This is a genomic window from Pseudomonas hormoni (genome assembly GCF_018502625.1).
Lineage (GTDB): Bacteria > Pseudomonadota > Gammaproteobacteria > Pseudomonadales > Pseudomonadaceae > Aquipseudomonas > Aquipseudomonas hormoni.
This window is the reverse complement of sequence record NZ_CP075566.1, coordinates 1944692-1964899: the sequence shown is the minus strand read 5'-3', so window position 1 is coordinate 1964899 and position 20208 is coordinate 1944692. Positions and strand designations below refer to the sequence as shown.

The window sequence follows — 20208 nt, the reverse complement described above, 5'->3', positions numbered from 1 at the left end:
ACAGGGGGTTTGTGTTTTCAACTGACTGACATCCCAACCACAGGTCATTCCGTCCAGCAGCGCTACTGGACGCGCGTATCTTTGGCATATGATGCCGGCCTTCGCCTTCCCCCGGTCCGGACAGGAGCCCAGATGCAGCTCAAACACAAAATCGTCGCGCTCGGGATTCTGCCGCTGGTACTGGCGATCGCCGTCATCTGTGCGCTGGTGATTTCCCTGAACCGCCAACTGGGGGATCAACAGGCACAGCTGATCGAAGACAGCATTCTGGCCAGCAAGCGCGCCGAACTGAAAAACTACGTGGAAATGGCCCAGAGCCTGATCGCGCCGCTGTACGACGATGGCCACGGTGATGCGCGCGCCCAGCAGCAAGTGCTGGAAGAACTGCGCAAACTCAGCTTTGGCATCAATGGCTACTTCTTCGTGTACGACCGCGAGGGTCGCAGCCTGATGCACGCGCGGCAATCGGATCTGGTGGGTCAGTATCTGTGGGACATGAAGGACCCGCACGGCCTGCCGGTGATCCAGGCCTTGCTCAAGAGTGCGCAATCCGGCGAAGGTTTTCAGCGCTACGCCTGGAACAAACCCTCCTCTGGCCAGGTGACCGACAAACTCGCCTACGTGGTGATGCTGGATCGCTGGGGCTGGATGCTCGGCACCGGCATTTACCTTGAGGACGTTGAACGCGCCACTCAGCAGGCCCGTGACGAAGTGGCGATGGGCATCCGCAAAACCATGCTGGCGATTGCCGCCGTCGCCCTCGTGGCCGTGCTGTTCGTGTTTGCCAGCGGCATGACGCTGAATGTCAGCGAACACCGTCTGGCCGACAAAAAACTGCAACGCCTGACCCAGCGCATCGTCAGTCTGCAGGAGGAAGAGCGCTCGCGGGTTTCCCGCGAATTGCACGACGGCATCAGCCAGGTTCTGGTCTCGATCAAGTTCCAGTTCGAACTGGCCAGCCATGTCCTGGAGAACGGACAGGACAAAGGCTTGAGTATTTTAAGAGAGGCCACGGAGCGGCTTGGAGACGCAATTGGCGAGGTTCGCAGTCTTTCTCACGACCTGCGCTCATCCTTGCTCGACACCCTGGGCCTGTCCGCGGCCATCGGCCAACTTGCCGAGGAATTCGAGCAGCGCAGCGGGCTGACCGTGACCTACAACGATAACGAATTCGACTGCCATCTGGTCGATGGCGCGGCAGTCTCGCTGTTCCGCATCGTGCAGGAAGGCCTGACTAATATTGAACGCCATGCACAGGCGAAAAACGTTTCCATTACCCTGCACGGGTCTGAAGAATCCATACGGCTGACAGTGGTCGATGACGGTGTCGGCTTCAACGTCGCCCAGGTCGAACGTCTCCACGCCGGCATTGGCCTGCGCAATATCCGTGAGCGTGTCGAGCATTTTGGCGGTCGATTCGACCTGATCTCGATGCCGGGAAGAAGTGAGCTGGACGTGCTGCTGCCGATGAAAATGCCCGGCGCAAAACGCTGACCTGACAATAAGAGTGAATGCCCGTGATAAACCTGCCCTCCCCGATCCGCGTCGCCCTGGTCGACGATCACTCTTTGGTCCGCGACGGGATCAAGGCGCTGCTGTCTGTCATGGCTCCGCTGGAAGTGGTGGGTGAAGCCGAGAATGGTGCGGACGCCATCGAGATGGTTGGTCGCTGCCAGCCGGATCTGTTGCTGGTCGATATCAGCCTCAAGGACATGAACGGCCTGGAGCTGACCCGGTTGCTGCGCAGCCAGTACCCGTCGCTCAAAGTGCTGGTGCTCAGCATGTACGACAATTACGAATACGTGAGTGAGTCCGTTCGCTCAGGTGCCAGCGGCTATGTGCTGAAGAACGCGCCGTCACGGGAAATCATTGCGGCCATCGAAGCCATTGCCAGCGGCGGGACGTTCTACAGCGCTGAAATCGCCCAGCGGCTCATCGCCGATAAAAGCACCGACAACGAGCTGACACCGCGTGAAAGCCAGGTGTTGTACAAAATGGCCCAAGGGATGAACAACAAGGAAATGGCCCGCGACCTGGACATCAGCGTGCGCACCGTAGAAACCCATCGCCTGAGCATCCGCCGCAAACTCAACATCGACAAACCGGCGGCGCTGGTGAAATACGCGATCGATCACGGGATCATTTCGCCGTAAACCACGCAAACCGCCAACACGTACTTGCCGGAGACAGCCTGTGCCACCCTTGACCACTCGCGAGATTTACCAGGTATTGCGCGACGCCTCGCTGGAGGTTCGTCCGCTGCGACTAGTGGGCGTACAGTCCGAGTCCGGCCTGGTGCAAGTCGACATCGAGGGCTGGCAGCTAACCCTCGACGTCGACGGCACCCGCCTGCGCCACTGCCAACGCTGCCAGAGCCCGGACGGCCGCGTCGGCCTGTTCGACAGTTGGCAACGTTACGGCACCGACCCGGTGAGTTTGCTCAGCACCTGGGAGCTGGCACAAATCGAGCGTTTGCTAAGCGCATTCAAAACCGCGGTTTGACCGCCTTCCAGTCCGGTTTGTAGCGCTGCATCTGTTTCACGTCATCGCGCTGGCGGATGCCGCAGGTCAGGTATTGATCATGCAGCTTGCCGAGTTGATCGTGATCCAGTTCCAGGCCCAGCCCGAATGCGCGAGTGATTTTCACGCAGCCATCGACGATCGGCAACTTGCCACCCTTGATCACTTCTTCGTCCGGCTCCTGCCACGGGTAATGGGTGTCGCAGGCGTAATCCAGATTGGGCACCGCAGCCGCCACATGCGCCATCGCCATCAGGCTGATGCCCAGGTGCGAGTTGGAATGCATCGACACGCCAAGACCAAAGATGTCGCACATTTTCGCCAGCGCCTGAGTGTCGCGCAGGCCACCCCAGTAATGGTGGTCGGCGAGGACAATCTGCACGCTGTTCAACGCGACGCTACGACGAAACTCGTCGAAATCGGTGACCACCATGTTGGTCGCCAGCGGCAGGCCGGTGCGTTTGTGCAGCTCGGCCATGCCCTCCAGACCCGGCGTCGGGTCTTCGTAATACTGCAGGTCATCGCCCAGCAATTCAGCCATGCGGATCGAAGTTTCCAGTGACCAATTGCCATTCGGGTCGATGCGCAGCGGGTAACCCGGGAAGGCTTTTCTCAGTGCCTTGATGCACGACACTTCGTGCTCCGGCGGCAACGTGCCCGCCTTGAGCTTGATGCTCTTGAAGCCATAAGCCTCGATCATCCGCCGCGCCTGGGCGACGATCTGCTCTTCGTTCAGCGCCTCGCCCCAACTGTCTGGCTTGTAGGGTGAATCGACATGTTGCGCGTACTTGAAAAACAGGTAGGCGCTGAACGGAATCTCATCGCGGATCGCCCCGCCCAGCAAGTCCACCAACGGCACGTTCAACGAATGCGCCTGCAAATCCAGGAACGCCACTTCGAACGCCGAATACGCGTTGCTCACCGCTTTGCTGGCGTGTGAGCCGGGCGCCAGTTCGGCACCGGCAATGCTCGCAGGTTTGTTCGCCGCCACCGTGGCCTGGACGATGCGGCGCAACTGATTGAGGTTGAACGGGTCGAGGCCGATCAGTTGCGATTGCAGTTGTTGCTGGATCAACAGCGCCGGCGCGTCGCCGTAACTTTCACCCAGACCGATGTAGCCATTGTCACTTTCAATTTCGATGATCGAGCGCAGCGCGAAAGGCTCGTGAATCCCGCTGGCATTGAGCAGCGGCGGATCACGGAAAGCGATGGGGGTGACGGTGACTCGTTTGATTTTCAAGAGGCTGCTCCCTTTGGATCAGGTTTCAAAGCGGGGTGACTTAAAGAGGTTGGCGCTGTTGCGGTGTCGACCGGTTTAGCCTTCAGCACGCTGTGTGCATCGCCCCGCGGTGCCGTGCGGGCAAAGAAGATCACCACCGCCGCCACCAATGAAGTGGCCGCCAGACCGTAGAGACCGCCTTCGATGGAACCGGTTTTTTGCTCGAGGAAACCGAACGCCGTCGGCGCGACAAAACCGCCGAGGTTGCCGATGGAATTGATCAAGGCGATCACTGCCGCGGCGATGCGTGCGTCCAAATAACCTTGGGGAATCGGCCAGAACAACGCCGAGGCGGCCTTGAAGCCAATCGCCGCAAAGCAGATAGCGACGAAGGCGAAAATCGGCCCGCCAGTGGTGGACATGAACATGCCGAACGCGGCAATCACCAGGGTCAACGCGACCCAGGCCTGCTGGTGTTTCCATTTGCTCGCCATGGCGGCGAAGCCGTACATCGCGACGATGGAAATGATCCACGGAATCGAGTTGAACAGGCCGACCTGGAAGTCGCCGAGGTTGCCCATTTTCTTGATCATGCTTGGCAACCAGAAGGTGGCGCCGTAGATGGTCAGGGCGATGGAAAAGTAGATGAAACAGAACAGTGCGATCTGTTTGTCAGCCAGCAATTTGAACATCGACGGCTTGACCGTCTGCGTGGCCTCGCGGGCCTGCTGCTCCAGCGCGATGGCGCTCACCAGTGCGTCCTTTTCCTCCGCGCTCAGCCAGTTCGCCTGGCGCGGATGGGACTGCAACCAGAACCAGACAAAACCGCAGAGCACGATCGAGGCAAAGCCTTCGATCAGGAACATCCACTGCCAGCCGTGCAGGTTGAAGCCGCTGACGTTCAGCAATGCACCGGACACCGGCCCGGAGATCACCGAGGCAATGGCCGAGCCACTGAGGAAGATCGCCATGGCCTTGCCGCGTTCGGTCGACGGTAGCCATCGGGTGAAGTAGTAAATGATGCCGGGGAAGAAACCCGCCTCGGCCGCGCCGAGTATGAAACGCAGTACATAGAAGCTGGTTTCGCCGCGCACGAACGCCATGGCCATGGCCGCTGCGCCCCAGGTGAACATGATGCGCGTCAGCCAGGCACGGGCACCGTAGCGTTGCAGCAGCAGGTTGGAGGGGACTTCGAAGATTGCGTAACCGATGAAGAACAGCCCGGCGCCCAGGCCATAGGCGGCGGCGCCGATGCCGAGGTCGGTTTCCATGTGGCTGCGCACGAAGCCGATGTTGACCCGGTCGATGTAGTTGACGATGAACATCACCACGAACAGCGGCAGCACGTGGCGCTTGACCTTGGCCGCTGCGCGGGTGAGCACAGTCGGGTCCGGCGGACTCTGGAGGGTATTCAAGGGGCGACTCCCGTTCATTGTTTTTTTAGGGACGGGCCGATCATGGACGCGGACATTGATCCCGTCTAATCTAACTTGGCATTCGATTGATACCTGGATTAGATCAATGTTCGAACTGACCCAACTGCGCTGCTTTACCACGGTGGCGACCGAGCTCAACTTCCGGCGTGCTGCCGAACGGTTGAACATGACGCAACCGCCGCTCAGCCGGCAGATTCAAATGTTGGAGCACCACCTGGGCGTCGAGCTGTTCACCCGCACCACCCGCAGCGTCGCCCTGACCGCCGCTGGCCGCGCCTTTTTCATTGAGGCGCAGAACCTGCTGGAGCGCGCCCAACAAGCCGCCGCCACCGCCCGACGCTTCGCCGAGGGCGACATCGGCACGGTGAACATCAGTTTCGTCGGCAGCGCGGTGTACGAATTCCTGCCCAAGGTGATTGCCGAAGCGCGGCTCAAACAGCCGCACGTGAAAATCGACCTGTCGGAAATGAACACCTACCAGCAGCACGAAGCCCTGCGCGCCCGTCGCATCGATTTGGGCATCGTCCGTGCGCCGTTGCTGGAACCGGGCTACGCCACCGAATGCCTGGTGCGCGAGCCGTTTGTATTGGCGGTGCCGAGCAATCATCGGCTGGCCAGTGCGGAAATCGTGTCGGTCAACGACCTCGATGCACAACCGTTTCTAATGTACTCCCACGCCGCCTACCCACCTTTCAACGAACTGCTGACCGGTATGCTGCGCTCGGCCCGCGTCGCCCCGGAATACGTGCAATGGCTCGGCTCGTCGCTGACGATCCTGGCGCTGGTCAATGCCGGCATGGGGTTGGCGCTGGTGCCGCGCTGCGCGACCAGCGTGGTGTTCAAGAATGTGGTGTTTCGCGATATCGACCTTGGGGAAGGTGTGCAGAGTGAGTTGCATCTGATCTGGCGGGAGAATAATGACAACCCGGCGTTTGCGATGTTGCTGGAGGGGATTCGCACGGCTGTTCGGGAGGGTTGGGGGTTGTGAGTGGCGTGACCTGAGTTCGTTGGCGCCTGTCCGGCCGCCATCGCGGGCAAGCCCGCTCCCACAGGATTTGGTTGTGGCTCACCATCTGCGAACGACACAAAACCTGTGGGAGCGTGGCTTGCCCGCGATGAGGTCATTACATTCAACATCGATGTTGACCGAACCAGCGCCATCGCGGGCAAGCCCGCTCCCACAGGATTTGGTTGTGGCTCACCATCTGCGAACGACACAAAACCTGTGGGAGCGTGGCTTGCCCGCGATGAGGGCCTGTCAGTCACCAGAAATATTCGGGATAGATTCAGTTCATTCGGGCCGGCGAACCGCCCTCACCTTTCCACTGCCACCACCGCCGCAAAAGAACTGATCGCCGCCATCGGATTCGAGTCCCGATACACCGACACCGGCCGGCATCCTGACACTTTGCAGCACTTCCCCGGTTTCCGAATCCACGCGGCGCAACTCGCTTTCCTCCCCTTCCCACGTCCCATGCCACAGTTGCCCTTCAACCCAAGTCACTCCGGTGACGAAGCGATTGGACTCGATCGTGCGCAAAATCGCCCCGGTCTCGGGATCGATCTGGTGAATTTTCCGGTCACGATACCGGCCGACCCACAGCGTACCTTCAGCCCACGTCAGCCCGGAATCATTACCGCCGCCCGGTGCAGGGATGGTATTGAGCACCTTGCCGGTCTGGGGGTCGATTTTCTGGATGCGGTCGGCGGCGATCTGGAACAGGTGCTGGCCATCGAACGCCGTGCCCGCATCCGCGGTGACATCGATTGAACGCAAGGTCTTGCCGCTTTTCGGGTCGAGGGCGATGAGTTTTTCGCCACTGGCAAACCAGACGCGCTCACCGTCCCAGGTCACGCCATGCACACTGTCGACACCGGTGAACGGGCCGTATTCACGGAGGATTTCTGCGGTTGAGTGTTTCATCTCGGTTTCCTCTTCAGGGGTTCGTGGCGTTCATCCTAGTCACTCGGCAGGGGCGCCGGGAGTAACAAGGTCGTCGCGAAACCCGGCATCGGCGGGGTCATCCAGCGCCGCGCCCGTCCATGCCCGAATGACTGCACCTTGCCGGCCGCCGCCAGTGTGTCGAGCGAACGCTGCACGGTGCGCTGACTGGTGCCGAGGGCCAACGACAGCGCCGAACTCGACCAGGATTCGCCATCGACGAGGAAGGCAAACAGCGCCGCATACTTCTCCTCAACCGGTTGCGCCAGTACCACGACGTCGGATGAAACCAGCGCCACCAGCGCAAACCCGTGTTGGGTGGCGATGATACCGGCCAAGGGTTTCAGCGCCGCGCGCAGGCGCCCGACTTCGACGCGCAGCCGTGCCCGGTGGGACTCGTCCGAGAGCTTCAGGCGGAACGCCCGGCGGATCAGTGTTTCCCTCGACACGTCGCCCGGCCAGGCTTCGGCCAACGCGCGAGCAAGGGTAAACAACACGGGGCGCGTGGCGAGGGGCACCGACATGCCGGCGCCGCGCACAACATACCGGCAGGCGTCGACCACCAGCGAGGTTGAACTGAGCAAGGCTTCAACTTCTTCCAGCAGTAAAGGCCGCTCTTCGCCATGGACAATCAGGCACGCTGCCGGGGTGTCGAGTACGAGGAATGCGTTTTCGACTTCTGCTGTCAGCGCCGGAATACCAGCCTCACGCGCAGCATGCTCGGCCCTTGTCAGGGCATGCCGAGCCGTTTGCGATTGCAGCCGCCGGATGGCAATCCCCGCCACCACCAGCTCATGGGCAGCACGCAGAGCCGGCGGCAACGGTGCAGGATCCAGCGGGGCCAGCAGAACATCCGCCTCGTCGAGCCGCCCGATCAGCAACAATCGCCGAATCTGCAGATAGCGCGCATGAGCAGCGTTGACCCGGTCACTGTGCGCCTCAAGCGTGATCCGCGCCGCCTCAAGGGCTTTCACCGGCCAGCCCAGGTCTCGCGAAGCCAGGGCGATCTCGGCCTCGGCCACGACGCACCGCGCCCGTGCCAACGCCTCCTTTGGCCCGAATGCACGCGCCGCACTTTTCACCAGCGCCTTTGCCCGAACCAGATCGCCGAGTTGCGCCATCGCAATGCCGCGCAAGGCGAGCGCTGGCGCGTCGTCACGCAACGCGATCCGGTCCAGCGCACCCAGCGGATCACCCGCCGCCAGTGCCCGCGCTGCCGCGGTGATCAACGAGTCCATCTGAGTTGCCCCACTGCTGCCGCTCCTGCCGTTCGATGACCCTGGTTAGTCTAGTCGCGGGGGAAGATGAAGACGGGGCCGGGATTTTTTGTGTTTGATTGGGCCTCTTCGCGAGCAGCCCGAAACGCCCTTGATGAACAGAGCATTCAGGACGAAGATATTTCCCGGAACGAATGCCGGTTCTACCACGTTGAACCCACTGATCCGGTGGTGGCCGAGGCGATCCCCAAGCAAGGTCACTGCATCATCAAGCTGCAAGGCTGTGAGGAGAAATGACATGAAGGCGTATCAGCCTTTGGATTGTGATCTGCACGACTATCTGGAAATCGCCTGCCTGCGCGGTTATCGACTGCTTGTCGAGTTGGTGGATGGCGAAAGCCTGACGGCCAGAGCGCTAACGACGCGAACTTCCAGCGAAAAGGAAGAATTTCTCTGCGTTGAAATGGCTGACGGCCAACAGGAAATCCGGCTGGATCAACTGCTGGCCGTGACGCCGCTCGACGACAATGCGCAGTTTGGGCGCGTGGTGTTACAGGGCGCCAACTGCTCGTTTTAGCACTTGGAATGCTCGATCTTCAGTTCGGGTCGAGCAAGCCGCCGCTCCAATTGCGCGACGTTCGGCTGCCGGTGAATTTCGCCACCACCATGCCCTGGGAAACCAGGCGATCGCGATAGCGCGTGACCATGCGTCCCGCCTGTTCCGCGTGCAGCACCACTTCGGAGGACGGATCGCCGGGTCGTCCCAGGATGCGGGCAAAGCGCTGGCCTTCCTCGACGAAATCGCCCAGGTCTTTTTCGAAGATCAGCACGCCTGGCTGCGGCGCGAGAAGGGTCTCCATTTGCCCCATTTCCTTGACTTCGACGGGCCAGTCACTGACCGCCAACGATTCATCTATGACCCCGCGGCTGCACAGCCAGACATAGAGCCCCTCGGCATCCTGCTTGGCAAACCGGTCGCTGACATCGCCCTGCCCGCGCAGCTCCAGGGTCGCGGCCATGTGCCGGTCCGTGATGCCGTCGCGCAGCCAGGGGGCAATGATGGTTTCCTCGAAGGAACCGTCACCGCCGTCATCCCAGATGATCGCCACGTCCATCTTCATCGCCGCCGCCAGTTCGCGGCCCCGTGGCCCGAAGCTGCGGTGCACGTAGAGGTACGGCAAGGCTTCGTCATCCGTGTGCAGATCGAGCATCACGTCCGCCGTGGCGGCCAGTTGCACCAGGCTTTTCTGCCATTCCTGAACATTGGTTGAAGGCCGGGGCATGGCGGCCGACTGGTCGAACCCACGGTTGAAATTGTGGCCGGTGGCGTCGTGAAAGCGCCCGAGAATCCGCCCTTGGCGAAACTGCCCGATGCCCAGCGGATTGGCCTGCGGCACGACCGTGATGTGGCCTTTCAGCCGGCCCTCGGCCTCCACCAACCGCAACCGTTGCATCAACAGATGCAGCACCAGCATCCCGGCGATTTCATCGGCGTGAACCCCCGCCTGCAAATGCACGGTCGGCCCACTGCCGTCGCCTTCGAAACGCCAGGCACCGACTTGCACTGCGTCGCCATTGTTGTTGCGAACACTGAACGAAATATCCTGCGCCATTGCCTGCCCTCCCGTCCTGATCATTAAAACTGCGGTTGCCAACACTGGATCTTGAACGCACGTTCAACTAAGCTCGCCAACCTGGCACCGCACCCAAGGATTTCGTTGTGACCACCGACTCTCCAAAATACCGCCGCGTTGAACCCGACGAGCGCCGCGAACTGTTGGTCGCCGCCACCCTGCGCTGCCTGGCCCGCGACGGCCACGCCGGGATTTCCGTGCGTCGTATCGCCACCGAGGCCGGGGTGTCCGTCGGCCTGCTCAATCATCATTTCGGCAGCATCGATGCGTTGATCGCCGACACTTACCAGAAGCTCGCCAGCGAACTGACCGCCGCCCTGCTCCAGGAAATCCAGCAGGCCGGTACACCCGCGGAAAAAATGGACACCTTCCTCGTCGGCTCGTTTTCACCTCGGGTCATGGACCCGAAACTGCTCGGTGTCTGGGTGGTGTTCTGGAGCCTGATCCGTCATTCGGACTACGTCAGCCAGTCCCACGAAAAAAGCTACCGTGACTACCTCGATCTGTTGCGCACACTGCTGGATGACCTGGCTGCCAGCGAAGGCTTCGTGATCCACGACACGCGCCTGGCCGCCATTGGTTTATCGGCGATGCTCGACGGACTCTGGCTCGAGTGGTGCCTGAACCCCGAGACCTTCAGCCCCGCCAACGGCCTGCACATCAGTCGTTGCTGGGTAAAGGGGTTGCGTCACGGAGCATTCAGCACCGACGACGTCCTGTGCCGGGTGCCGACCGAAGATCATGGCCAGGGTGCCGCTGACCGCAATCAGCCCGGCACCGATCATCAGTGACACATCCATCAACGTGCCCCAGATCAGGCTCGACAGCAGGAACGCCCAGATCAGCCCGGTGTACTCGAACGGCGCGAGCACGGTCGCGGTGGCGCGCTGGAAACTGGCGAACAACAGGAACTGACCGATGCCGCCCACCAGCCCGGCGCCGAGCATGCCCAGCCAGGCCGGGGTCGGCGCCGGTGTGTGAGTCCAGGGCAACGCGACCGTCATGCAAATCACAAACACCACGTTGGTGATCAGCATCTGCTCCAGCACCGACGTCTGGTCATCGACCTGCCGTAACTGGATGTAGGTGAACGCCCAGCACATTGCCGCCAACAGCGTCAGCACGATCGGCAACGGGTCGGCCATGTTGCTCGGGCGACAGGCGATGATCACGCCGACGAAACCGATGACCAGGCTGAACCACTGCCAGCCGCTGGCCCGTTCCTTAAGGATCACCGCCGCCAGCACCGTGACCATGATCGGCGCGGAAAAATACAGCGTGGTCATCTCCGCGAGCGTCAGGTCCCGGGCCGCCGTGTAGTACAGCAGCCACGCCACAATCGACAGCAAGCCGCGCACCACCAGCAAGCGCCGGCTCGGCGAACGCCAGGCACGCTGCACCAGTCGCGAACGCCCAGCGAGCAAACAGGCGACCACCACCACGAGGCTGCGCCAGAACAGAATGCTGACCACCGAATAATCGGCCACCAGCCACTTGATGCCGGCGTCCTGCAACGCCAGGAACGCGTAGCCCAACGTGCACAGGCCAATGCCCTGCAGCGAGCGGTCGACGATCCGTGGCGCATTCATTACGCCGACCTGCGCACGGGCGTTCCGCGCCGTTCGACGAAGGCAAACAGCGCCTCGATCAGGAAGGTCAGGCAAACGTAGACACCGGCCACCAGCAGCAACGGCTCGTACACTTGCAGGGTCTGCGCCCGGACCACGTTGGCAGCGCCCAGCAGATCGATCACCGCGATGGTCGAAGCCAGCGCCGTGGACTTCAGCAACATCACGGTCTCCCCGGCCAGCGTCGGCAACAGCAAGCGCATGGCGCGGGGCAACCGCACGCGCAACAGGGACTGACGCGAGGTCATGCCAAACGCCGACGCGGCTTCAATTTCGCCTTTCGGCACCGCCAGCAGGCCGCCGCGAATCACTTCACCGACGTAAGCGCCCATCGACACCACCAGGGCAAACACGATGTACCAATAACCGTCGCGCAAATAAGGCCAGAGGAAGCTGCCGCGTATCAACGGGAACTGCGCAAACAGGCTGCCGAGCCCGTAATAGAAGATGTAGATCTGGATCAACAACGGTGTGCCGCGAAACACGCTGGTGTAGAACAGGCTGGCCCGGGCGATCACTTTGTATTTCGAGATCCGGGCCAGCGCCACCAGGATGGCCAACAGGAAACCGAACACACTGGACAGCAACAGCAGGGTAATGGTCGTTTGCAGGCCTCGGCCCAACAGCGCCGCGTATTCAACTATCCACGCTGGAATCATTTCAATCACTCGACCAATGGCATCCAGCGACGAATGCGTCGCTCAAGCCGTCCCGACAGGTAGTTGGACACCAGCGTCACCGCGTAATACATCGCCGCGGCCGTGAGGTAGAACAACAGATAATGACGTGTCGAACCCGCGCCCTGCTTGGCGGTGTACAACAGCTCGTTGGTGCCGACCACGCTGATCAATGCGCTGTCCTTGATCAGGTTGATCCACAGGTTCGCCATCCCGGCCATCGCGTAGGGCGCCATGATCGGTAGCGTGACGCGCCGGAACAGGCCGAACCCGCTCAGGCCGAACGCCTTCGCCGCCTCGATCTGGCCGAACGGAATCGCCTGGATCGCGGCGCGGAAAATTTCCGAGGCGTACGCGCCCTGCACCAGCCCCAGCACAACGATTGCCGCCAGCGGACCGCTGACATTGACCACGCCGTAACCCAGCTCGGCCATCAGCGAGTTGATCAGCATGGAGCCGACGTAGTACAGCAACAGGATCAGCAACAGCTCAGGAACGGCGCGGAACAGGGTGGTGTAGCCGCGCATCAGCGTTGCGATCGGCCGCGGCGCGTTCAATTTGAGACAGGCGACGACCAGCCCGATGGCCAGCCCGAGTGCAAAGGCGCCGGCGGATATCTGCAGGGTCATCCACAGCCCCTTCAGCAAGGCGCCGCCCCATCCCGTTTCGCTGAAATTGATCAATTCGAACATGGCTGGCATTTCTTTCTCCCGTCGACGGTCTTGAAAACTTCACCGCCCCCTGTAGGAGCGAGGCTTGCCCGCGAAGCTTTTGGCGGCTTCAAGGGCCCCTTCGCGGGCAAGCCTCGCTCCTACAGGGGTATGTGTTTGCCATACAAACCGAGTTCAGCCCCTGGCGTCAGAACGCAGGTTTCACGCTGGTACCGAAGTAGTGCTCAGAGAGGTCGTCGTAGTCCTTGCTGGCCAGCAAGGAGGCGATCGCCTTGTCGAGTTTGGCCTTGAGTTCGGTGTCGTCCTTGCGCAGACCGGCGCCCACGCCCTTGCCGAAGATCGGGTCATACGGCACCGCGCCGAGGTAGGCCAGGTCCTTGGCGTCGGGCGTCTTGACGAAAGCCGCCATGGCCGTGCCGTCCGCCATCATCAGGTCTATACGACCGGCAATCAGGTCGGCGTTGGCCGAGTCCTGGGTGTCGTAGTACTTAACGTCGGCAATCTTTTCGTAGTAGGTCTTCAGGTAGCTGGCGCTCACCGTCGAGTTCTGCACGCCGATGGTCTTGCCCTTGAGGTCATCCGGGTACTTTTTCACCGAAGCGTCTTTCGGCCCGACAATCGCGATCACCGAGTCGTAATACGCCTTGCTGAAAGCGATCTGTTTCTCACGCTCTTCGGTCACCGACATGGAGGAAAAAATCACGTCGATCTTCTTCGCCAGCAGCGACGGGATGATCCCGTCCCACGCCACTTCCTTGATTTCGCACTCGGCTTTCATTTCGCTGCACAGCTTGTGAATCAGGTCGACTTCGAACCCCTTCCATTCACCGTTGGCCTGTTTTTCGGTGTACGGCGGATAGGGTTCGGCTGCGACCGCGAACCTGATCGGCTGAGCTTGCGCCGCGCCCATGCCGGCCAGCATTACGCAGGCCACGCCGGTCAACCAGTTTGCCAAACGTCGATTTCCCATGATTTTTTCCCGTCTTTTTATGATGCGTTAGCGAGTCTGATGAGCGTTGACGAACTGCCGGCAACGTTCACTGCGTGGGTGTACGAACACTTCATCCGGCGAACCGGTTTCCTCGATCAGCCCTTGATGCAAATAGGCGACTTTGGAAGACACATCGCGTGCAAAAGCCATCTCATGCGTCACCAGGATCATGGTCCGGCCTTCTTCCGCGAGGGAGCGGATCACCCGAAGCACTTCGCCGACCAGTTCCGGGTCGAGTGCCGAGGTGGGTTCATCGAACAGCATGACTTTGGGCCGCATGGCCAAGGCACGGGCGATGGCCACCCGCTGCTGCTGTCCCCCGGAGAGAAACGCCGGGTACTCGTTGCGCTTGGCCGCAAGCCCCACGCGTTCCAGCAAGGCTTCGGCCCGTTCAGTGGCTTCGGCTCGGCTTTCACGCAGGACCTGGGTCGGCGCTTCGATAAGGTTTTCCAGCACCGTGCGATGGGGCCAGAGGTTGAAGTTCTGGAACACCATGCCCAGGCTCGAACGAATGCGCACCAGCTGCTTGGCGTCGGACACCAGTGGCGCGCCGGGGCGTGAGTGGTTCAGGTGAATGCTTTCGCCATCGACCAGAATGCGCCCCTGGTCCGGCACTTCGAGCATGTTGATGCAGCGCAGCAAGGTACTTTTGCCCGAGCCGCTGGCGCCGATCAGGGAGATCACATCGCCTTCGCGGGCGGTCAGCGAGACACCCTTGAGCACCTCGATATTGCCGAAGCGTTTGTGCAACCGTTCGACTTCGATCATGGTCCTGGCCGCGACCGGCTCCGCCACCGCTGCACTGCTGGTAACACGGGCGATCACCGGCCGCGGCGCTTCGCCCTTGAGCACCAGGACAAAATCGCGAATGCGCTGGCAGGCCTGGGCCAGCCGTTCTTCACCGAGGGTGAACGAGAGCCTTACAAAACCTTGCGCCGGCTCACCGAACGCGGCGGCATCCAGCACCGACACGCCCGCCTCGCGCAGCAGGCGCCAGGCGAATTCCAGCGAGGTCAGTCCGGTTTCGCGGACATCGATCAGCACGAACATCCCGGCATCGGGATTGAGCACGGAAATGCCCGGGCAACCCGCCAAACCGTTCACCACCAGATCGCGGCGATGACGGTAGATCTCACGCATGCCGTGGGTGACTTCGTCATGGGCCAACACCGCCTTCAGCGCGGCTTCCATGACAAACCCCGGCAGGCCATAAAGCATGCTCAGTACCAGGGTTTCGGCATGGGCCACCAGCGCTTGATCGGCGACGATCCAGCCGGTGCGCCAGCCGGTCATCGCGTGGGATTTCGACAGGCTGCCGATCACCACGCAACGCTCGGCCATGCCGGGCAATGCTGCCAGACTGAGGTGCTCGCGCTCGAACGCCAGGCTCTCATAGACCTCGTCCACCACCACCCACAGGTCGTGGGCAATGGCGATGTCGGCAATGCCTTGCAGCTCTTCGCGGGTCAGCACCACGCCGGTGGGGTTGTTCGGGTTGGAGAAAAAAATCGCCCGGGTTTTCGGGGTGATGGCTTTGGCCAGTACGGCGGCATCGAGCCGGAAACCGGCGTCCGCCGAGCATGGCACGCGCACCAGCGTGGCGCCGGAGGCCTTGAGTGTCGCTTCGTAGGTCACGTACATCGGGTCGAGGGCAATCACTTCGTCGCCGGCAGTGAGCAGGCACATCGAGGTGGCAAACAGGGCGTTCTGTGCACCGGCGACGATGATCACGTTGGATGCTTGCAGCTCACGGTCGAACAGCTTGCCATAGCGGTCGGCGATGGCTTCGCGCAAAGCCTGGCGACCGGCGATTTCGGTGTAGTGGGTATCGCCCTCGCGCAGGGCATGGATCGCGGCATCGGTGATGAAATCGGGGGTGGGGAAATCCGGGTCGCCAACGCTGAGGATGATTACATCCTCGCCCCGGCGCTTGGCTTCAAACGCTGCGTTGTGAATATCCCAGGCGGCAACGCCATCGCCTGCTATCCGCTCAACAAAGGGTGAAAACCGCATGCCAGTGCCTCGTTCGAATGGAAGAAACGCAAGCCCGCAACCAACCGGGGGTGGTGGAGCCAACATAGTCGAAGCTGAACAGTCGTTCAATAGAAAAGTCGTCGTGGTTCGCGTTCAGCGTAAACAGGTCGTTTTCACGACAGTCGAGCCGTTTAATTGGAAAACGAAGATCCCCTGTAGGAGCGAGCTTGCTCGCGAAAAACGTCATCGATGACGCAGTGTTTCTGGTTAACCGCGGCGCACTTGGGTTTTTCGCGAGCGAGCTCGCTCCTACATCAGCGCGCAGGCGTGCTTGAGCTCGATCAGGGTTACGCCGGCATGGGCAAAACCGCGCCGCAGGTCGCGTTCCAGCTCATCGAGGTTCTGCGGTTCGTGCACGGTGCAGCCGAACGCTTTGGCCAACAGCACAAAATCCGGATTGCGCGGCAGCACGCCCACCGGTTCGATATCGAGGCTGAGCATGTCGTCGCGAATCTGCCCCAGCGCGTCGTTGTTCCAGAGCAGCACCACCAGCGGGCTGTCCAGTTCCTCGACGGCGGTGGCCAGTTCCTGCACGGTGTAAAGGAAGCCTCCGTCCCCTACCAGCACCAGGCCGGGCCGTTGCGGAGCGCCGAATTTCCCGCCGATACCCGCGGGCAAGCCATAACCCAGGGTGCCGTAGCCCGTGGGATGCAACCAGCTGCGGATATTCTGGCTGGCGAACGCGTAGTTGCCGGTGTAGGCCAGTTGAGTCATGTCGCTACTGATGAACGTGTCGGCGGGCATCGCGGTGGCGATGCGGTCCAGAATGCGTTGATGGATGGTTTGCAATTCACCGTGACCGGATCGGATGGCGGCTTTCAAACCGGCCACCGCTGCCACGGCCTCAGTCGAATCCCGTGCCTCGACCGGCACCCGCGTCAGTAACGCCGCGAGGGTTTGTCGCGCATCGCCTTGCAAGGCAACGGCACACGGATAGAAATCGTTGAACTTGCGCGAATCGATATCGACCCGAATCACCTCACCACCCAGCGGCAAGCGCTCGCGCCAGTAATCGGTGTCGGCCATTTCGGTGCCGACGGCCAGCACCACGTCCGCTTGCGCGATCAAGTCCCAACCGGGCTGAACGCACAGACTGGAGCCTGCATTCAACGGCGCGTCCGGTGCCAGCAAACCTTTGCCGGCGACGCTGGTGAACAGCGGCGCGGCGAGGCGTTCGCTCAAGGCCTGCAACTCGGCACCCGCCGCCAACGCACCGCCGCCGGCAATGATCATCGGACGCTTGGCGTGTTGCAGGCGTCGGGCCGCTTCATCCAGTGCGTTGATATCCGGCAGACCGCGCCCCGGACGACGGACCACGTCGGCGCTCCAGTCACGGCTGATCGCCCCGGCCAACACATCCAGCGGCACCGAGATATGCACTGGCCGTGGCCGCTCACTATCGAACACAGCAAAGGCGCGGGCGATCAGTTCGGGCAAATCGTCGGTGCTCAGCGCCACCGCCGAAAACGCCGTGATGGGCGCGGTGATTGCCCGTTGATCCTGGGTCTCGTGCAGGCAACCCCAGCCTTTGCCGAGGCTGGCGGTGTGGTTGACGCTGGAGATCACCAGCATCGGAATCGAATCGGCATAAGCCTGGCCGATCGCGGTCGCCGCATTGGTGACGCCGGGGCCGGTGATGATGAAGCAAACGCCCGGTTTGCCGCTGACCCGGGCATAACCGTCAGCCATGAATCCGGCGCCCTGTTCGTGGCGGGTCAGCACATGACGGATGCCGCTGCCGGGCAAGCCTCGATACAGCTCAAGGGTGTGCACGCCGGGAATGCCGAACACGGTGTCGACGCCGTAATTCGCGAGCAATCGCACCAGGGCCTGGCCGCCGGTGAGCGTCGAGGATGGAGGTTGCGGGGTCGATTGTGAGCTCATGCCAGCCCTCGTTTTATTGTTTTGGAGTGGTGGAGGATTGCGTCGATATTAAACACTCGTTCAACAGCGAAGCAACTCATTCCCGAATCGTGAAAGTACATCAAGAATGCGCGCTATTCATTTGTTTTCAATATGATTTAACTGACGAATACAGAAAGCTGTTACATCTTCGAACATTCAAGCCGCCAGCGATGCACCGGCGGTAAACAGATAGCCTGACCCGTGAATGGTGATGATCAGCTCCGGTTCAGCCGGGTCGTCATGCAGTTTGCGGCGCAGACGTCCCACCAGCACATCGATGGAGCGGTCGTTGGGCAGCCATTCGCGGTTGCGCAACTGGTCCATCAACTGGTCGCGGCTCAGGGTGTGGCCGCTGTTGCGGATGAACACGTTGAGCAACTGGAATTCGCCGTGGCTGAGCAGGGTTTCGCGACCGTCGCAGGCCTTCAGGCGACGGCGGTCTGTGTCGAGGGTCCAGTCGGCGAAACGCTTGAGGTGCCCATCGGGGTGTACGAGCGGCTGGGCGTGGTGCACGCGACGCAGCAGGTTGCGGGCGCGGGCAATCAATTCGCGTGCGACCCAGGGTTGAATCAGGTAATCGTCGGCGCCGCACTCCAATGCCGTGAGACGCTCGGCCTCATCGCCGATCAGGATAATCCCGACTTCCGAACGCTCTCGCCATTGACGCGTCAGAGCCAAAGCCTCCGGCAACCGCGCATCGAGCAACACCAGCCCGACCGGGAGACGATTCAGGCAAGCCTCGGCCTGATCGGCGGTGTCGGCACCGTGCAACTCATACCCTTGCGGGATCAGCGCCGCCTGCAACCGTTCCCGGTTCAGCGGATCGTCACTCACCATCAACACGCACGGCATCACCGACATGACCTGGCTCCTTTTTTTGGAATTGTGCGAAGCGGTGAATGCACTCTAGCGACTACTGAACAGTTGATCAACAAGTGGCTATCAGCTTCGGATGAAGCGCTGATACCCACCCATTTGCAGGCCATCGACCCACGCTTCGCAGATCTGCACGCCCTGGGCCGGGGTAAACGTGCTGGGGTTGAGCCCGCATTCCAGCCACAAACCGTCGAGCAAAGCGCTCAAGCCGATGGCGGCCAGACCGCTGTCGAACGCCTCCCAGCCCTCCTCCTGCGCCAGCAACCTCAAGGCGTCGCCCATGATGGTCCGGTACTCGCCATAGGAATGATCGTGGGCGCGGTTGATGGCGTCGGCGGTTTTCACCGCGCCCCAGAACGCCAGCCAGGCTTCGAGCAGTTCGGGGTCGAGCATGCGTGGGGAAAACGACGCCTCGAAGAACGCCGACAAGTGTTGTCGCGCGCCATCGCCCGCACTCGCCACTGACTCGCGCAGAAGACTCATCACCTGCCCGGTAATGTGCAGGTAGGCATCCGCCACCAGTTCATCCTTGCCGGCATAGTGATGACTGATCAACCCCACCGACACGCCCGCCTCGGCGCAAATCTTGCGGATCGAGGTGCCGACAAAACCGTACTTCTTCAGACACGTCAGCGTCGCGGCCACCAGATTGGCCTTGCGCAACTCGGGGTCCATACGCAAAAAACGCGCTTCCTCGGCCATGGTGCTCCTTCCCTCTCGAAATCGATGACGGTACAACATTGCGTCAGCGGATGGGATACAACGCCTCGTCGAACTGCGCCAGACGGGGGAAGACCAACGGCGAATCCTGCTCAAGGTTTTCCAGGCGCTGACGGTAATCGACCAGAAAGCCCTCGCGGGCTTCGGCGCTGATGTAAGGCACATGCCACGCCACGAACGGTGGCAACACGTCGAGCCCGACGTACGCCAGCGTGCCACGCAACAGCGGTCGCAGCATGTCTTCCAGCGGACCGTGAATCGCGCCTTCGCCGAACATGTGCTCGCGTCCGCCGAGCGTCACGGTGACCAGCGCTTTCTTGCCTGCGAGGCCGCCCTGATCGTAGAAACGCTTGCCGCCGTAACAGACGCCGGACACCAGCACCCGGTCGATCCAGCCCTTGAGAATGGCCGGCATCGAGAACCAGTAGATCGGGAAATTAAGGATCAACAGATCGGCCCACAGCAGCTTGTCGAGCTCCTGCTGAATGTCCGGGGCGAGACTTTTGGTCTTCACGCCCAGGCGCTGTTCAAGGGCATATACCAGATAGTCAGGGTTGTCCCGGTCGGAGAAATCCTCGGCGCTGGCGACCGGGTTCCAGTTCATCGCGTAGAGGTCGGAGACTTGCACTTCGTGCCCTTGCGCTTGCAGGGTCTGCACCGCCTGATCGCGCAACGCCGTTGTAAACGACTGCGGTTCGGGATGGGCGTGAAGAATCAGTACGTTCATTGGGTCAGCCT

20 protein-coding genes and 1 pseudogene are annotated in these 20208 nt (G+C 61.4%); 7 read left to right on the top strand and 14 right to left on the bottom strand.

All coding sequences use genetic code 11. The annotated features are described in order from the left end of the window. Nucleotides 1-132 precede the first annotated feature (132 nt). Genes KJF94_RS09250 through KJF94_RS09240 form a run of 3 tightly spaced genes read left to right on the top strand, consistent with a single transcriptional unit; the run spans nt 133 to nt 2502 of the window. Nucleotides 133-1494, top strand: coding sequence for a cache domain-containing protein (locus tag KJF94_RS09250; RefSeq protein WP_214382784.1), 1362 nt, complete (start codon nt 133-135; stop codon nt 1492-1494). A 26-nt stretch (nt 1495-1520) separates the two neighbouring features. Beyond that, on the top strand, nt 1521-2153 hold the full coding sequence (locus tag KJF94_RS09245; RefSeq protein ID WP_017339266.1) for a response regulator: 633 nt from the start codon (nt 1521-1523) through the stop codon (nt 2151-2153). 40 nt (nt 2154-2193) lie between these two features. Continuing rightward, on the top strand, nt 2194-2502 hold the full coding sequence (locus tag KJF94_RS09240; protein WP_214382782.1) for a DUF7693 family protein: 309 nt from the start codon (nt 2194-2196) through the stop codon (nt 2500-2502). Here KJF94_RS09240 and KJF94_RS09235 read toward each other — a convergent pair. Together KJF94_RS09235 and KJF94_RS09230 are read right to left on the bottom strand one after the other, a co-directional pair. Next, a complete protein-coding gene (locus KJF94_RS09235) occupies nt 2486-3760 on the bottom strand; it encodes a glucarate dehydratase family protein (protein WP_214382780.1) in 1275 nt (424 codons plus the stop codon). The two genes, KJF94_RS09240 and KJF94_RS09235, sit on opposite strands and share 17 nt — an antisense overlap. Next, nucleotides 3757-5154 (bottom strand): MFS transporter, encoded by a 1398-nt coding sequence (locus KJF94_RS09230; RefSeq protein WP_214382778.1) that lies wholly within the window; start codon nt 5152-5154, stop codon nt 3757-3759. Before KJF94_RS09230 ends, KJF94_RS09235 begins: the two co-directional genes overlap by 4 nt. A gap of 106 nt (nt 5155-5260) precedes the next feature. Between KJF94_RS09230 and KJF94_RS09225 the strand changes: the two genes are divergently transcribed. Then, the gene (locus tag KJF94_RS09225) at nt 5261-6163 is read left to right on the top strand and encodes a LysR family transcriptional regulator (protein ID WP_214382777.1); all 903 of its coding nucleotides are present in this window, start codon (nt 5261-5263) and stop codon (nt 6161-6163) included. Nucleotides 6164-6466: 303 nt separating this feature from the next. Here the strand turns inward: KJF94_RS09225 and KJF94_RS09220 are convergent, their stop codons facing one another. After that, a complete protein-coding gene (locus KJF94_RS09220) occupies nt 6467-7099 on the bottom strand; it encodes a Vgb family protein (protein ID WP_214382776.1) in 633 nt (210 codons plus the stop codon). A 35-nt stretch (nt 7100-7134) separates the two neighbouring features. After that, the gene (locus KJF94_RS09215) at nt 7135-8355 is read right to left on the bottom strand and encodes a helix-turn-helix domain-containing protein (protein ID WP_214382775.1); all 1221 of its coding nucleotides are present in this window, start codon (nt 8353-8355) and stop codon (nt 7135-7137) included. A 90-nt stretch (nt 8356-8445) separates the two neighbouring features. Here KJF94_RS09215 and KJF94_RS09210 point away from each other — a divergent pair, with 90 nt between their 5' ends. Then, nucleotides 8446-8631 carry a DUF2024 family protein gene (locus KJF94_RS09210; protein ID WP_214382774.1) on the top strand — a complete coding sequence of 62 codons (186 nt, stop codon included), beginning with the start codon at nt 8446-8448 and terminating at the stop codon, nt 8629-8631. 1 nt (nt 8632) lies between these two features. Continuing rightward, nucleotides 8633-8911 (top strand): Rho-binding antiterminator, encoded by a 279-nt coding sequence (locus KJF94_RS09205; protein WP_214382773.1) that lies wholly within the window; start codon nt 8633-8635, stop codon nt 8909-8911. 19 nt (nt 8912-8930) lie between these two features. Here KJF94_RS09205 and KJF94_RS09200 read toward each other — a convergent pair whose 3' ends face one another. Continuing rightward, a complete protein-coding gene (locus KJF94_RS09200; RefSeq protein WP_214382772.1) occupies nt 8931-9947 on the bottom strand; it encodes a M14 family metallopeptidase in 1017 nt (338 codons plus the stop codon). Between the two features lie 107 nt (nt 9948-10054). On the opposite strand from KJF94_RS09200, the pseudogene KJF94_RS30160 reads away from it, so the two are divergent. Then, nucleotides 10055-10594 (top strand): annotated as a pseudogene (locus tag KJF94_RS30160) (TetR/AcrR family transcriptional regulator); the annotation flags it as partial. On the opposite strand, the gene KJF94_RS30155 reads toward KJF94_RS30160, so the two are convergent. From KJF94_RS30155 to KJF94_RS09155, 9 genes are all read right to left on the bottom strand, one after another. Beyond that, on the bottom strand, nt 10550-11557 hold the full coding sequence (locus KJF94_RS30155) for a DMT family transporter (protein WP_250548250.1): 1008 nt from the start codon (nt 11555-11557) through the stop codon (nt 10550-10552). The pseudogene KJF94_RS30160 and the gene KJF94_RS30155 sit on opposite strands and share 45 nt — an antisense overlap. Beyond that, a complete protein-coding gene (locus KJF94_RS09190; protein ID WP_214382769.1) occupies nt 11557-12255 on the bottom strand; it encodes an ABC transporter permease in 699 nt (232 codons plus the stop codon). Before KJF94_RS09190 ends, KJF94_RS30155 begins: the two co-directional genes overlap by 1 nt. 5 nt (nt 12256-12260) lie before the next feature. Further along, a complete protein-coding gene (locus KJF94_RS09185) occupies nt 12261-12974 on the bottom strand; it encodes an ABC transporter permease (protein WP_214382767.1) in 714 nt (237 codons plus the stop codon). A 157-nt stretch (nt 12975-13131) separates the two neighbouring features. Beyond that, nucleotides 13132-13914, bottom strand: coding sequence for a transporter substrate-binding domain-containing protein (locus tag KJF94_RS09180; protein ID WP_214382765.1), 783 nt, complete (start codon nt 13912-13914; stop codon nt 13132-13134). Nucleotides 13915-13941: 27 nt separating this feature from the next. Continuing rightward, a complete protein-coding gene (locus KJF94_RS30365) occupies nt 13942-15948 on the bottom strand; it encodes an aminotransferase class I/II-fold pyridoxal phosphate-dependent enzyme (protein WP_214382763.1) in 2007 nt (668 codons plus the stop codon). 270 nt (nt 15949-16218) lie between these two features. Then, on the bottom strand, nt 16219-17853 hold the full coding sequence (locus tag KJF94_RS09170) for a 5-guanidino-2-oxopentanoate decarboxylase (protein ID WP_214382761.1): 1635 nt from the start codon (nt 17851-17853) through the stop codon (nt 16219-16221). A gap of 177 nt (nt 17854-18030) precedes the next feature. Further along, complete coding sequence (locus KJF94_RS09165) at nt 18031-18729, bottom strand: response regulator transcription factor (protein ID WP_214384817.1); 699 nt, start codon at nt 18727-18729, stop codon at nt 18031-18033. Nucleotides 18730-18816: 87 nt separating this feature from the next. After that, a complete protein-coding gene (locus KJF94_RS09160) occupies nt 18817-19452 on the bottom strand; it encodes a TetR family transcriptional regulator C-terminal domain-containing protein (RefSeq protein ID WP_214382760.1) in 636 nt (211 codons plus the stop codon). A 43-nt stretch (nt 19453-19495) separates the two neighbouring features. Then, nucleotides 19496-20197, bottom strand: coding sequence for an NAD(P)H-dependent oxidoreductase (locus tag KJF94_RS09155; protein WP_214382759.1), 702 nt, complete (start codon nt 20195-20197; stop codon nt 19496-19498). Between the last annotated feature and the right edge of the window lie 11 nt (nt 20198-20208).

Excerpts from the sequence above, each read along its gene's own strand:
- KJF94_RS09250 (WP_214382784.1), top strand. The coding sequence starts at position 133 with ATGCAGCTCAAACACAAAATCGTCGCGCTCGGGATTCTGCCGCTGGTA.
- KJF94_RS09225 (WP_214382777.1), top strand. The coding sequence starts at position 5,261 with ATGTTCGAACTGACCCAACTGCGCTGCTTTACCACGGTGGCGACCGAG.
- KJF94_RS09220 (WP_214382776.1), bottom strand. The coding sequence starts at position 7,099 with ATGAAACACTCAACCGCAGAAATCCTCCGTGAATACGGCCCGTTCACC.
- KJF94_RS09215 (WP_214382775.1), bottom strand. The coding sequence starts at position 8,355 with ATGGACTCGTTGATCACCGCGGCAGCGCGGGCACTGGCGGCGGGTGAT.
- KJF94_RS09205 (WP_214382773.1), top strand. The coding sequence starts at position 8,633 with ATGAAGGCGTATCAGCCTTTGGATTGTGATCTGCACGACTATCTGGAA.
- KJF94_RS09200 (WP_214382772.1), bottom strand. The coding sequence starts at position 9,947 with ATGGCGCAGGATATTTCGTTCAGTGTTCGCAACAACAATGGCGACGCA.
- KJF94_RS30155 (WP_250548250.1), bottom strand. The coding sequence starts at position 11,557 with ATGAATGCGCCACGGATCGTCGACCGCTCGCTGCAGGGCATTGGCCTG.
- KJF94_RS09190 (WP_214382769.1), bottom strand. The coding sequence starts at position 12,255 with ATGATTCCAGCGTGGATAGTTGAATACGCGGCGCTGTTGGGCCGAGGC.
- KJF94_RS09185 (WP_214382767.1), bottom strand. The coding sequence starts at position 12,974 with ATGCCAGCCATGTTCGAATTGATCAATTTCAGCGAAACGGGATGGGGC.
- KJF94_RS09180 (WP_214382765.1), bottom strand. The coding sequence starts at position 13,914 with ATGGGAAATCGACGTTTGGCAAACTGGTTGACCGGCGTGGCCTGCGTA.
- KJF94_RS30365 (WP_214382763.1), bottom strand. The coding sequence starts at position 15,948 with ATGCGGTTTTCACCCTTTGTTGAGCGGATAGCAGGCGATGGCGTTGCC.
- KJF94_RS09170 (WP_214382761.1), bottom strand. The coding sequence starts at position 17,853 with ATGAGCTCACAATCGACCCCGCAACCTCCATCCTCGACGCTCACCGGC.
- KJF94_RS09160 (WP_214382760.1), bottom strand. The coding sequence starts at position 19,452 with ATGGCCGAGGAAGCGCGTTTTTTGCGTATGGACCCCGAGTTGCGCAAG.
- KJF94_RS09155 (WP_214382759.1), bottom strand. The coding sequence starts at position 20,197 with ATGAACGTACTGATTCTTCACGCCCATCCCGAACCGCAGTCGTTTACA.